Consider the following 11,487-nt stretch of genomic DNA (forward strand, 5'->3'; position numbering starts at 1 on the left):
TCTCCGAAGTACCGAGTCTGTCATGCATATTGTCGTTCTGGGATCGGCCGCCGGCGGCGGCCACCCGCAATGGAATTGCCACACCCCGGCCAGCCAGCGCGCCTGGCAGGAACTGCCGGGCGCCGCCCGTCGTACCCAGGCCAGCATCGCCGTCAGCGATGATGGCAAGGACTGGTTGTTGATCAACGCCTCGCCTGACCTGCGTCAGCAGATCCTGGCCACTCCGGCCTTGTGGCCGCGTGAAGGCCTGCGTCATTCGCCGATCAAGGCCGTGCTGCTGTCCAGTGGCGAGATCGACCACATCACCGGCCTGCTGTCGCTGCGCGAGCGCCAGCCTTTCAGCCTGTACGCCAGTCAGGGCGTGCTGGATGTGCTGGCCGAAAACAGCATTTTCGATGCCTTGAACCCCGAATTCGTCACGCGACAGGCCTTCAGTCTGGAGCAGCCGCTGTCGTTGCTGGGCCTGGAGGTGATTCCCTATGCGGTGCCCGGCAAGGTGCCCTTGTTCATGGAGTCGCGGGCCGGCAGCGATCTGGCCGGGCCGGAAGACACGACCCTGGGCCTGGAAGTCCGCGCCGGCGGCCAGAGCTTCCATTATCTGCCGGGCTGCGCGGCCATGACCGACGCCTTGCGTGAGCGGCTGAAGGGCGCCAGTCTGGTGTTTTTCGATGGCACCTTGTGGCGCGATGACGAGCTGATCGCCGCCGGCGTCAGCCCCAAGAGCGGACAGCGGATGGGGCATATGTCGATTGATGGCGAGGCGGGCAGCATGGCCGCTTTCGCCGACCTGGACGTTGCCCGCAAGGTCTTTATCCATATCAACACCACCAACCCCGTCCTGAATGCGCTTTCGCCTGAGCATGCCGCTGCCGCGGCCCGGGGCTGGGAAGTGGCCTATGACGGCATGGAGATATCGCTGTGAGTGAACTGCTGAGCCCTGATCAACTGGAAGCCGCCCTGCGCGCCATGGGCGCGCGGCTGTACCACGACCAGCATCCCTTCCACAAACTGCTGCACAGCGGCCGGCTTGACCGTGGCCAGGTGCAGGCCTGGGCATTGAACCGGTTCGAATACCAGCGCTGCATTCCGCTCAAGGATGCGGCCATCCTGGCGCGGATGGAAGATCCGGCGCTGCGCCGGATCTGGCGTCAGCGCATCATCGATCATGACGGCTCGCATGACGGCGAGGGCGGCATCGCCCGTTGGCTGCATCTGACCGATGCGCTGGGTCTGGATCGCGAGATGGTCACTTCAGGCCGCGCCCTGCTGCCAGGCACCCGTTTCGCGGTACATGCCTATATCGAGTTCGTCCGGGACAGGAGTCTGCTGGAGGCGATTGCCTCGTCGCTGACCGAACTGTTCGCGCCGACCATCATCAGCCACCGGATGGCCGGCATGCTGGCTCATTACGACTTCATCTCCAAGGAGGCGCTGGCCTACTTCGACTATCGTCTGACTGAAGCGCCGCGCGACTCGGCCTTCGCTCTGGACTACGTCAAGCAGCATGCCGATACCGTCGAGAAGCAGCAGCAGGTACTGGCCGCGCTGCACTTCAAATGCGGCGTGCTGTGGTCGCAACTGGATGCGCTGCATTTCGCCTATGTCGAGCCGGGTGTGCGCTGGCCGGATGCCTTTGATCCGGCGACCCAGGGTGGAGCGGTCTGATGCTGTTGCCCGAGCTGGAACAGGTCCCGGCCTTTCGGCCGGGCGTGCGTCTGCACCACGACAAGGTCCGTGGCCAGTGGGTGTTGCTGGCGCCGGAGCGGGTGGTCGAGCTGGACCCGATTGCCCATGCCATTCTCGTCCAGGTCGATGGCCATCGCAGCATCGGCGAGATTGCGGCGGCGCTGACGGCTGAATACGATGCGCCGCTGGAGCAGGTCAGTCAGGATATCCGTGAGCTGATGGCTGACCTGCACGGCAAGCGGCTGCTGCGGTGGTGAACATGCTGGCACCGCCGATGGCCTTGTTGCTGGAGCTGACGCATCGCTGCCCGTTGGCCTGCCCTTACTGCTCCAATCCGCTGCAACTGGCGGGCATGAAGCAGGAAATGGATACCGCAGGCTGGCGTGAGGTGATCCGTCAGGCGGCCGAGATGGGCGTGCTGCAGATCCACTTCTCGGGTGGTGAGCCGACGCTGCGGAAGGACTTGCCCGAGCTGATCGCCTACACGCGGGAGCTGGGCCTGTACAGCAATCTGATCACCTCGGGGGTGGCTGCCGACGAGGCGGCACTGGATCATCTGCTGGCCTGCGGGCTGGATCATGTCCAGCTCAGCATCCAGGATGCCACGGCGGAGGGTGCCGACCATATCTCGGGCTATCGCAACAGCCTGCAGAAGAAGAGCCGTTTTGCCGAATGGCTGAAAGCCCGCGAGGTGCCATCGACGCTCAATGCGGTGATCCACCGGCAGAACATCCACAACCTGCCGGCGATGATCGATCTGGCCATGGCCTGGGGCGTGGGGCGACTGGAAGTGGCACATACCCAGTATTACGGCTGGGGGCTGCGCAACCGCGCGGCGCTGATGCCGACCCGCGAGCAGCTGGAGCAGGCCACCGCCATCGTGCTGGCGGCTCGGGATCGGCATCACGGCGAGCTGGTCATCGACTATGTCACGCCGGATTACTACGCGCGACGGCCCAAGCCCTGCATGGCCGGCTGGGCGCGTCGCTTCATGAACATCACGCCCACCGGCGAGGTGCTGCCCTGCCATGCAGCCGAAACGATTCCGGGACTGGTGTTCGACAATGTGCGGCAGCGCTCGCTGGCCGATATCTGGAACCAGGGCCAAGCCTTTCTGAAGTTCCGCGGCACCGAATGGATGCCCGAGCCCTGCCAGAGCTGTCCCAAGAAAGAGCTGGACTGGGGGGGCTGCCGTTGCCAGGCGTTGGCGCTCAGTGGCCGGGCGGATACGCTGGATCCTGTCTGCGAACGCTCGCCGGACCATGAGCGGATCCAGGCGTTGGCCGAGCAGGAAGCGGCGCAAGGCGATGATGCCTTTGTCTATCGGCGCCCAGAAAAGGTTGTTGAAGACGTATAGATGTCCATGATCAAGATGTTGCCATGAAAAATCCCGCCTCTTGAGGCGGGATTTTTTGCATGCAAAGCGGCCATGCCGATGAAGGTAGCCGTTGTCGCCTGCGCGCAGCGTCTCCCGCCATGGCCGATCCGGCGGAGCGGTGTCGATGCGACCGCTATGCCTTGGATTCAGATGCGAAAGGCGATGCCGGTCATGACCTTGGAGGTCAGGGCCATCAGGCCCGGGATCGGAAAGGGCAGGCGGATGCCGCCACGCTGCTGTGCGGCCAGGGAATGACGTACCTCGTCGGCCTGCATCTGCCGGACGATGGCGCGCGATGGCTCGTCGGCCTTTGGCAGACGTTGCAGATGGCTGGCCAGGTGCGCTTCGACCTGGTCCTCGGTCTCCATCACGAAGCCCAGACTGACGGCATCGCCGACCACGGCAGCGGCCGCGCCGATGGCATAGGAGCCGGCATACCACAAGGGGTTCAGCAGACTGGGTCGGCTGTCCAGTTCCTGCAGGCGCTCCGCGCACCAAGCCAGATGGTCGGCCTCCTCATCGGCGGAGTGCAGCAGATGTTCGCGGATGTTGTCGTGGCGCGCAAAGGCGGCCTGACCCAGATACAAGGCCTGGGCACAGACCTCACCGGTGTGGTTGACCCGCATCAGGCCGGCCGACAGCCGGCGCTCGGGCTCTTCCAGCTCCACCGGCTCGAGTTCGGCGGCTGGCGAGGGACGGTGGGCGACGGGGGTGGCCACCACGGCGGCCAAGGTGCGCTCGACGCTGTCCAGCAGGCGGTCGAGGGGACTCAGGTGGCGTATCGACATCTCGACTCCGGAGATCTTCAGTGGGGAGGGCGGTCACTGCACCGCACCCTGCGGGGCGACCGGTACGTTATGATAGGACTCATCCGGCCCCGGCGTGAAACCACCGTTTCTGCGTCCGGTGGAAGCACGCGCATGAGTGCTGCGGACGGTTTCCTCGCGACATGATCGCCGGGCTTCCAAAAGCGCTTTCATCAATGCTATACTTTCCGGCCTCGCAGAAGCAGTTAAGCGTCGAGCAAGCTCCAAGTCACGGGGCTTGCGTCCCGATATCGGGGCAGCTATCATCTCGCGCCCTGCAGCACTTTAATATTGAGCTCCGCCACAGGCGGCACATCAGGTATTGGATATGAAAACGTTCAGCGCCAAGCCGGAAAGCGTCAAGCGCGACTGGTACATCATTGACGCCACGGACAAGACGCTTGGTCGTCTGTCGACCGAGATTGCCCGTCGCCTGCGCGGCAAGCACAAGCCGGAATTCACCCCGCATGTGGACACCGGTGATTACATCGTCGTCGTCAACGCCGGCAAGGTCGCCGTCACCGGCGCCAAGATGGACGACAAGCAGTACCATCGTTTCACGGGCTATGTCGGCAACCTGAAGACCACCAACCTGCGTGATCTTCTGGCCAAGCACCCGGAGCAGGCGATCGAGATCGCCGTGAAGGGCATGCTGCCGAAGAATCCGCTGGGCCGTGCGATGTATCGCAAGCTCAAGGTCTATGGCGGTTCCGAACATCCGCACACTGCCCAGCAGCCGCAGGCGCTGGAACTCTAAGGAATCATCATGGCGATTCAGCAAAACTACGGCACCGGCCGCCGCAAGACCTCTGCCGCTCGCGTGTTCCTGCGCAAGGGCACTGGCGCGATCACCGTCAATGGCAAGAAGCTCGAGCAGTTCTTCGGTCGCGAGACCTCCTGCATGATCGTGCGTCAGCCGCTGGAACTGACCGAGAATATCGAAAAGTTTGACGTCAACGTGACGGTCAGCGGCGGTGGCATCACCGGCCAGGCCGGCGCGATTCGTCTGGGCATCGCCCGCGCTCTGATCGAGTACGACGAAACCCTGAAGTCGCCGCTGCGCAAGGCTGGTTTCGTGACCCGTGACGCTCGTGAAGTCGAGCGCAAGAAGGTCGGTCTGCACAAGGCACGTCGCGCTACCCAGTTCTCCAAGCGTTAATCACGCTTGTCGCGGCGCCCAAGGTCAGAGCGCGCCGCAAAAGGTTTTTGGGAGATCGTCTAATGGTAGGACTGCAGACTCTGACTCTGCCTATCTAGGTTCGAATCCTAGTCTCCCAGCCAAACCGGACGAGCCCCTGAGTGATCGGGGGCTTTTCTTTTGGACTGCCGCGCATCGACAGGATGCCGGTTGTTCATCGAGTGGTTGCCGGCATGTATTTGCCGGCGGGGTCGCGGTATCATCAGCGGCCCGCAAGCAGGCACGATGCAGTATCCTGCTCATGTAGCTCAGTCGGTAGAGCACTTCCTTGGTAAGGAAGAGGTCGCTGGTTCGATTCCAGTCATGAGCACCAGATCTGCAGCATGGCCCGCTGCATTGTCTGACAGGCAAGCCTCACGCCTGTTGCGGCGCTCCACCAGGTCAGAGCGCGCCGCGTCAAGTTTTTGGGAGATCGTCTAATGGTAGGACTGCAGACTCTGACTCTGCCTATCTAGGTTCGAATCCTAGTCTCCCAGCCAATACCGAAAGGCCCCTGAGCAATCAGGGGCCTTTTTTGTATCTTCTCGCCATAGCGAAGGCTTAGAGGCGGGCCAGCTGCAAGGGATTCATATAGTCCCGGAAGTGGCTGATCTTGCCTTCGCGCAGGGTGATGAACCAGACATAGTCGATTTTCACGGCCATGCCGTCGGACACGCGATGGTGATGGCCGCGGGCTTCGACGATGATTCCGTCGCCGACCTCTCGGCTGCGGATGGGATCCAGATGGCCGAAACGGATCAAGCCAGGCAGCGGGGCCATGAAGGCTGCAATGGCTTCGCGGCCTTCGAGCCGGCTGGGGTGATCTTCCGGCGCATAGGGAAATTCATGGACGGCGTCTTCGGTGTAGAGATCGGCCCAGGCCTGGGTCTGGCCTGCGGCGAGTGCGGCAATGCCCTGGGCAAGCCAGGCAGGGAGGGAAGATGATGCGTGCATGTCTATCTCCAGTAGAATATCGGACCGTGAATTCCACAAACCCTATCATATCGGACCGTGGGTCCGAAAGTTTGCCTGCACGAAGAGGCCGCCCTGCCGTGCCGCCCGAGCGTATGCTGGCGGCAGCTGATGCGCTGTTTGCTGCCGCTGACCAGCCGATGAGCGTGAGCATGGATGCGATCGCACAGGCTGCCGGGGTTGGCAAGGGCACTTTGTTCCGGGCATTCGGAAGCCGGGACGCCTTGCTGGATACTTTGTGGGCCCAGCGCCTGGGTGTGCTCCGTACCAGCGTCGAGGGTGCCCACCCGGAGCTGGGGCCGCATGCCGCGCCGCAGGTGCGGGCCCAGGCCTTCGTGGCGGCCTTGCTTGAGTTCAAACTGGCTCATCGGCATCTGATCCGGGCAAGAGAAGCGGCCCCGCAGCTGCTGCGCTCGACTCACTATCTGTGGATGCATGAGGTGCTGCAGACCCAACTGAGTCTGGCCGCCGGTCTTCCGGAGTCAGTGGCGGCATACCGCGCGCATGCTTTGCTGGCATCGATTCATATCGATCTCCTCGAGGAATTGATGGCACAGGGCTTCAGCCCGCAGGATCTGCGGCAACACCTGCGCGAGCATGTCGCCTCCATGCTGAGTCCTGCCCCGGCGCCCTAGTTTTCCTGGGCGGGTGATATTCCACCAAAAGGCGGGGCGATCACCGTCCAGAACCGGCGGCCGCAGGGGCCGGGCCATGATGGCCGGAAACGCGTGCTCTGCCGGCGAACCGATAGGCGACATCGACAGCGAAGCCGTTGGCGACATGATCTGCACATCCATCGTCATGGATATGCGTTGGCCTTTGGTGGCAATCTAGCCACCACCTATTGGCTGCGGCTCATCGTTCATGCCTTACCAAAATCCCGTTGTGCGTTCCGCTGCGGTGATCGCCATGCATATGGTGGATCTGGCCGATGCCATTGATCTGGCCAGAGCCGAGGCGCTGTGGGCCAGCCAGCCACGCCCGGCAAGTGTTCGCAGCAAGTTGAACAGTACCCCTTCCAAGGCGGTGGCCTTCGGTGTGCCGCCGTTGCGGTTGAGTCTGGAGCCGATGGTGATCGAGCTGGACGGGATCAGTCATACGGCTCAGGTCTGGGCACGACTGTATGAATTCGGGACCGTGGCCTTTTCCATTCAAGTGCCGGTGACCGGCTGTGACTGGGCCAGCTTCTCCCGGCGGGTGGATGCGGTGGACAATCTGCTGGGCCCTGAGGCCGAGCATCCGGTGTGGGCGCATCTCGCCCAGCAATTGAAAACGGCCTTGGGGCAGGCGATGAGCCGGCTCAGCACGACTATGTTGTCGGAAGACTACCTGCTGGGCATCGTGCATGCCTTCGAGCAGCCGGTGCATGTGGCCACCATGCACGAAACCATCGATCTGGTGCCCCTGCTGTCGGGCGAGCAGCGGCCGCTTTCGATGCAGGCCAGGCATGACCTGCTGCAGCAGCGGTTTTCCTGGTATGCCGATGACCTGGTGATCCTGACCTGGGACCGGGCCTTTATCTACGAGCCACGCGGCGATTCCGACGTGGTCGACATCCTTGAAGTCGCGAATGCCCAGCTGCTGGAAATGCGCTTCTACGACGAGCTGCTGGATGTGGAACTGCCGCGGATGTATGACCTGGTCGAGGCCGCGCACCGTGCCAATACGCCCAAGGGCTCGCGCCATTTCGCGGCGCTGGCGCGCAAGCTGTATACCCTGGTGGCCGAAGTGACCGAGATCACCGAGAAAGTCGACAATGCGCTGCAGGTCACCGAAGATGTCTATCTGGCCCGGGTTTATACCGCCGCCCTGGATCTGTTCAAGGTACACCATGTCAGCAGTGCGGTGGACCGCAAGCTGGCGATTATCCGCGACACCTACAATACCTTGTACGAAGAAGCCTCGGGCAAGCGCGGCGAGCTGATGGAGCTGGCCATCATCGCCTTGATCGTCGTGGAGATCCTGATCGCCATTGTCCGTCACTGAGTGAAAACGGATATCCATGCGGCCATGTGATGTGTTTCATGACGCGCATGCTTTTTTATGAAAGCCCTTTTGTCGGTTCCTGATCTTGGGCCGACATTATTTTAAGACGTCCATATGATGATTTTTCATGCCTTCGGTATATGTCGGCATGGCCGCATGCGGGTCGGAATCAGGCCAGATCACCCAGTTGCTGGCGGCAATAGGCTTTCACCGTCTGTCGCAACCAGCGATGAGCCGGGTCGGCATCCATGCGTGGGTGCCACATCTGGGAAATGGTGATGTCCGGCGTGCTTGCCGGCAATGCGAAGCGCCGCAGGCCAAGGGCATGGAAGGCATTCCGGGCCGTCAGCAGCGATGCCGGTACCAGACCGATCAGGTCCGAATCCAGAACGACGTCGAGCACGGCGGGGAAGCCAGGCACGATGGTGCTGATCCTCCGCTGTCGTCCGATTTCGGCGAGGGCCTGGTCGACCGGTCCCCGCCCCTGATCATGACGTGAGGCGACAACATGCCCGCACGACAGATAATCTTCCAGGCTGAGCTCGCCCTGTCTGGCCATGGGATGCTCCTCCCGGATGACAGCCACGAAGCGGTCCCGGAACAGAGCCTGGATCTTGATCTCGGGCCCCATGATGGTGAGTACGCCGATATCGAGATCGGTCTGGCCATCCCGCAGATGCCCGACGGACTTCCGTGGTTTGGCCATGAATTGCAGGGTGACGCCCGCGGCCTGACGGCCGATGGTGGTGATCAGACCGGGAGCCAGCGCCGAGACGAAACCGTCGTTGGCTCGGATCACGAAGCGTCGCTGCAGGTTCTCGAGATCGAGCGCGGGCATGGCGGGTGCCAGCATCCTGCGGGCATCGAGCATCACCTGCCGGCAGGACTCGCGCAGTTGTTCGGCATGAGGCGTCAGCACCAGTTCGCGGCCGGCGCGGACCAGCAAGAGATCACCGGTGGTCTCACGCAGCCGTCCCAGCGTCCGGCTCATGGCCGAGGTGCTCAGTCCCAGACGCTGGGCGGCCCGGGTGACGTTGGCCTCCTCCAGCAGGATATCCAGTGATGTCAGCAAGTTGAGATCAGGTCCGGTCATGGCCCATCTTGGCACAGTCACCGGCAGAAGCTGCATCGGCATCGGGTTTGCAGGCAGAATGGGTGTCTTGCCCGATGTGAGGTCACTACCGATGCGCACCATGATATTTGCGGCTTTGATGGCTGCGTTGATCCCGGCTGCCGGGATCGCCCGGCCCGGGACGGCCGAGGTTTCCAATGCAGTGGCCAAGGTGCTGACCGACCCGGCCCGTAGGGACGATCGGCCCAGGGATGCTCAGCGCCGGATTGGCGCCATCATGACGTTTGCCCAGGTCCGGCCGGGCCAGAAGGTACTTGAGCTGATTCCGGGCAGCGGCTATTTCACTCGCGTCTTCAGCGGTCTGGTCGGCCCCCGGGGGCATGTATACGTGGTCTGGCCACAGGAGTATCTGAAAGAGGCGACCCGCGGTCTGGCGGGCAGCCAGGCGCTGGCCGCGCAGCCGCACTATGCCAATATCACGGCGCTGGCCCAGCCGGCCGCCGCCCTGACGGTGCCGGCACCCGTGGATCTGGTGTTCACCTCGCAGAATTACCATGACTATCCCGATGCATTCATGGGCAAGGTCGATCCGGCCGTGCTCAACCGAGAAGTCTTTGCGGCGCTGAAGCCCGGTGGCTTGTATGTGATCATCGATCATGTTGCCGCGGCGGGATCGGGCCTGCGCGATACCGATACCCTGCACCGCATCGACCCTGCGGCGGTGAAGACCGAGGTGGAAGCGGCGGGTTTCGTGTTTGATGGCGAAAGTCAGGTGTTGCGCAATCCTGCGGACAGCCATGCGCTGAAAGTCTTCGACAAGTCGATACGCGGGCATACCGATCAGTTCATCTATCGGTTCCGCAAGCCGCTGCGCTGACGTGCCAGCCATGTTGCCTGACGTGGATCGGTGTGCGACAGGACGGCTGCTTTTCATTTGACGCGGCTTGCGCAAGCATGTGCCGGATTTCAACGAGGACAGGCTGCCATGAGCCGATTTGACGACGACGAGCTGCCGCCGGATTTTGACGACGAAGCGGCAGATGAAACCGCGCAGGAATACCAGGTCTGGCAGTGGCTGCTGCGCATCAATCCCGGCGACGAGGAACAGGCGCTGCAGCAGTTCAGCGCGTATCGCGAAGCGGTGGGCGATGAAGATCCCGACGGCTTGGAGGTGATTCTGCCACTGACCCGGGTGATCGACTGGCAATCAGGCTTTCAGGTCGAGGCAGGAGATACGCGGACTCTGATCCAGGCCATTGACGAGTTGACGGCGCGCTGGAACCTGGCCGTGGACTGGGAAGGCGAGCCGGATGACGACGAGTTCCATGCCGAGACGGATGTGCCCTCGTTGCTGGCCATCGCCTATGACAGCCTGGCCCCATACGGTTATACCTTGTGGGTGTGGGAAGCCGAGCCGGATACGTATGCCGGCGGCATCAGCCTGAGCCGGGACAGCGAAGCCATGCGCGAGCTGGCGGCACTGCTGGGGATCGAGCTGAGACTGGCCAGCGAGACCGGCTGAGCAACGGTATCTCCTTCTGCCGGTCATGCCCGCCCGGGCGTCAGCGCTCGCTGCCTTGCGCGGCGTGCTCAGCAAGCAGCTGCCGGATCCGGCCGGCGGTTTCGTCATTCGCGGCGGTATAGACCATCAGGCACAGGTCGGGACGGCCCTCCACCGCGAAGGTGGAAAACTCCAGATCCAGCGTGCCCAGTCGGGGGTGATGCAATCGTTTGACACCATCCCCATGACCGGCGACGTCATGGTCCTGCCACAGGCGATCGAACTGCGGGCTGAGCTGGCGCAGTTCACGGACCAGATCCGTGATGACACCGGAAGCTCCGGCCCGCACGGCATCGGCACGAAAGGCCGCCACCACATAGCGTGCCACTTTCAGCCAGTCATCCTGCGCGGCCTGTACCCGGCTGTTGCCGAACATCAGACGCAGGATATTCCTCTGGCCCGCCGGCAGGCGTTCGTAATCGGTCAGTACGACGGCTGCCGCCCGGTTCCAGGCCACCACGTCCCAGGTGGCGGTGCGGATCATGGCCGGATGCTCGGGCATGGCATCCAGCACCCGTTGCAGGCGCGGACTGACATCATCGGCCTGATGGTAGCTCGGCTCGGGCAGATGACCGAGTGCCAGGATGAACATGTGTTCGCGTTCCGGGCCGGTCAGCATCAGTGCCGTGCTCAGCCGATGCAATACCTCGCTGGATGGTGCACCACCGCGACCTTGTTCCAGCCAGGTATACCAGGTGGCACTGATATGGGCTCGCTGGGCGACTTCCTCCCGTCGGAGGCCGGGCGTGCGGCGGCGCTCGCCCGGCAGCCCGAAGCTGGCCGGATCAAGCCGGCTTCGCCGTTCACGCAGAAACTGTCCCAATGAAGTGTGGGCGGTGCCGGGCATGC

At 62.9% G+C, this 11,487-nt stretch carries 14 protein-coding genes and 3 tRNA genes; 13 read left to right on the forward strand and 4 right to left on the reverse strand.

Features of this window, described 5'->3' with window-relative positions; all coding sequences use genetic code 11:
- Positions 1 to 22 precede the first annotated feature (22 nt).
- From pqqB to pqqE, 4 genes are read left to right on the forward strand one after another with little or no spacing between them, the layout of a single operon-like run.
- Entirely contained in the window at positions 23 to 922 is a 900-nt protein-coding gene (gene pqqB, locus FRAAU_RS01400; RefSeq protein WP_014401783.1) for a pyrroloquinoline quinone biosynthesis protein PqqB, read from the forward strand.
- Entirely contained in the window at positions 919 to 1,665 is a 747-nt protein-coding gene (pqqC, locus tag FRAAU_RS01405) for a pyrroloquinoline-quinone synthase PqqC (RefSeq protein ID WP_014401784.1), read from the forward strand. Before pqqB ends, pqqC begins: the two co-directional genes overlap by 4 nt.
- Positions 1,665 to 1,943 carry a pyrroloquinoline quinone biosynthesis peptide chaperone PqqD gene (gene pqqD, locus FRAAU_RS01410; RefSeq protein WP_014401785.1) on the forward strand — a complete coding sequence of 93 codons (279 nt, stop codon included), beginning with the start codon at positions 1,665 to 1,667 and terminating at the stop codon, positions 1,941 to 1,943. Before pqqC ends, pqqD begins: the two co-directional genes overlap by 1 nt.
- Positions 1,940 to 3,043 (forward strand): pyrroloquinoline quinone biosynthesis protein PqqE, encoded by a 1,104-nt coding sequence (gene pqqE, locus FRAAU_RS01415; protein ID WP_041270717.1) that lies wholly within the window; start codon positions 1,940 to 1,942, stop codon positions 3,041 to 3,043. The genes pqqD and pqqE overlap by 4 nt, the downstream gene beginning before the upstream one ends.
- 167 nt (positions 3,044 to 3,210) lie before the next feature.
- Here pqqE and coq7 read toward each other — a convergent pair whose 3' ends face one another.
- On the reverse strand, positions 3,211 to 3,852 hold the full coding sequence (gene coq7 / locus FRAAU_RS01420; RefSeq protein WP_014401787.1) for a 2-polyprenyl-3-methyl-6-methoxy-1,4-benzoquinone monooxygenase: 642 nt from the start codon (positions 3,850 to 3,852) through the stop codon (positions 3,211 to 3,213).
- 346 nt (positions 3,853 to 4,198) lie between these two features.
- On the opposite strand from coq7, the gene rplM reads away from it, so the two are divergent.
- The 5 genes from rplM (at position 4,199) to FRAAU_RS01445 (ending at position 5,547) form a co-directional block, all read left to right on the forward strand.
- Positions 4,199 to 4,627, forward strand: coding sequence for a 50S ribosomal protein L13 (gene rplM, locus FRAAU_RS01425; protein ID WP_014401788.1), 429 nt, complete (start codon positions 4,199 to 4,201; stop codon positions 4,625 to 4,627).
- 9 nt (positions 4,628 to 4,636) lie between these two features.
- A complete protein-coding gene (gene rpsI / locus FRAAU_RS01430) occupies positions 4,637 to 5,029 on the forward strand; it encodes a 30S ribosomal protein S9 (RefSeq protein ID WP_014401789.1) in 393 nt (130 codons plus the stop codon).
- 48 nt (positions 5,030 to 5,077) lie between these two features.
- Positions 5,078 to 5,151, forward strand: a tRNA-Gln gene (locus tag FRAAU_RS01435).
- Positions 5,152 to 5,305: 154 nt separating this feature from the next.
- A tRNA-Thr gene (locus tag FRAAU_RS01440) sits at positions 5,306 to 5,381 on the forward strand.
- 92 nt (positions 5,382 to 5,473) lie between these two features.
- Positions 5,474 to 5,547 (forward strand) — tRNA-Gln (locus FRAAU_RS01445).
- 61 nt (positions 5,548 to 5,608) lie between these two features.
- On the opposite strand, the gene FRAAU_RS01450 is transcribed toward FRAAU_RS01445, so the two are convergent.
- Positions 5,609 to 6,001, reverse strand: a complete 393-nt coding sequence (locus FRAAU_RS01450; RefSeq protein WP_014401790.1) for a nuclear transport factor 2 family protein — start codon at positions 5,999 to 6,001, stop codon at positions 5,609 to 5,611.
- A gap of 113 nt (positions 6,002 to 6,114) precedes the next feature.
- Between FRAAU_RS01450 and FRAAU_RS01455 the strand changes: the two genes are divergently transcribed.
- A complete protein-coding gene (locus FRAAU_RS01455; protein ID WP_083841098.1) occupies positions 6,115 to 6,654 on the forward strand; it encodes a TetR/AcrR family transcriptional regulator in 540 nt (179 codons plus the stop codon).
- 229 nt (positions 6,655 to 6,883) lie between these two features.
- Complete coding sequence (locus FRAAU_RS01460) at positions 6,884 to 8,005, forward strand: RMD1 family protein (protein WP_014401792.1); 1,122 nt, start codon at positions 6,884 to 6,886, stop codon at positions 8,003 to 8,005.
- A 169-nt stretch (positions 8,006 to 8,174) separates the two neighbouring features.
- Here the strand turns inward: FRAAU_RS01460 and FRAAU_RS01465 are convergent, their stop codons facing one another.
- The gene (locus FRAAU_RS01465) at positions 8,175 to 9,098 is read right to left on the reverse strand and encodes a LysR family transcriptional regulator (RefSeq protein ID WP_014401793.1); all 924 of its coding nucleotides are present in this window, start codon (positions 9,096 to 9,098) and stop codon (positions 8,175 to 8,177) included.
- Positions 9,099 to 9,189: 91 nt separating this feature from the next.
- On the opposite strand from FRAAU_RS01465, the gene FRAAU_RS01470 reads away from it, so the two are divergent.
- The gene (locus FRAAU_RS01470; RefSeq protein WP_014401794.1) at positions 9,190 to 9,954 is read left to right on the forward strand and encodes a class I SAM-dependent methyltransferase; all 765 of its coding nucleotides are present in this window, start codon (positions 9,190 to 9,192) and stop codon (positions 9,952 to 9,954) included.
- A 108-nt stretch (positions 9,955 to 10,062) separates the two neighbouring features.
- Positions 10,063 to 10,599 (forward strand): DUF6630 family protein, encoded by a 537-nt coding sequence (locus tag FRAAU_RS01475; RefSeq protein ID WP_014401795.1) that lies wholly within the window; start codon positions 10,063 to 10,065, stop codon positions 10,597 to 10,599.
- A 40-nt stretch (positions 10,600 to 10,639) separates the two neighbouring features.
- Here FRAAU_RS01475 and FRAAU_RS01480 read toward each other — a convergent pair whose 3' ends face one another.
- Positions 10,640 to 11,485, reverse strand: coding sequence for a helix-turn-helix transcriptional regulator (locus FRAAU_RS01480; RefSeq protein ID WP_014401796.1), 846 nt, complete (start codon positions 11,483 to 11,485; stop codon positions 10,640 to 10,642).
- Positions 11,486 to 11,487 lie beyond the last annotated feature (2 nt).

This window comes from Frateuria aurantia DSM 6220, from assembly GCF_000242255.2.
GTDB lineage: Bacteria > Pseudomonadota > Gammaproteobacteria > Xanthomonadales > Rhodanobacteraceae > Frateuria > Frateuria aurantia.

Coding starts and splice junctions, on each gene's coding strand:
- FRAAU_RS01460 (WP_014401792.1), top strand. CDS start 6,884: ATGCCTTACCAAAATCCCGTTGTGCGTTCCGCTGCGGTGATCGCCATG.
- FRAAU_RS01465 (WP_014401793.1), bottom strand. CDS start 9,098: ATGACCGGACCTGATCTCAACTTGCTGACATCACTGGATATCCTGCTG.
- pqqD (WP_014401785.1), top strand. CDS start 1,665: ATGCTGTTGCCCGAGCTGGAACAGGTCCCGGCCTTTCGGCCGGGCGTG.
- rpsI (WP_014401789.1), top strand. CDS start 4,637: ATGGCGATTCAGCAAAACTACGGCACCGGCCGCCGCAAGACCTCTGCC.
- FRAAU_RS01480 (WP_014401796.1), bottom strand. CDS start 11,485: ATGCCCGGCACCGCCCACACTTCATTGGGACAGTTTCTGCGTGAACGG.
- FRAAU_RS01470 (WP_014401794.1), top strand. CDS start 9,190: ATGCGCACCATGATATTTGCGGCTTTGATGGCTGCGTTGATCCCGGCT.
- FRAAU_RS01455 (WP_083841098.1), top strand. CDS start 6,115: ATGCTGGCGGCAGCTGATGCGCTGTTTGCTGCCGCTGACCAGCCGATG.
- rplM (WP_014401788.1), top strand. CDS start 4,199: ATGAAAACGTTCAGCGCCAAGCCGGAAAGCGTCAAGCGCGACTGGTAC.
- coq7 (WP_014401787.1), bottom strand. CDS start 3,852: ATGTCGATACGCCACCTGAGTCCCCTCGACCGCCTGCTGGACAGCGTC.
- pqqB (WP_014401783.1), top strand. CDS start 23: ATGCATATTGTCGTTCTGGGATCGGCCGCCGGCGGCGGCCACCCGCAA.
- FRAAU_RS01450 (WP_014401790.1), bottom strand. CDS start 6,001: ATGCACGCATCATCTTCCCTCCCTGCCTGGCTTGCCCAGGGCATTGCC.
- FRAAU_RS01475 (WP_014401795.1), top strand. CDS start 10,063: ATGAGCCGATTTGACGACGACGAGCTGCCGCCGGATTTTGACGACGAA.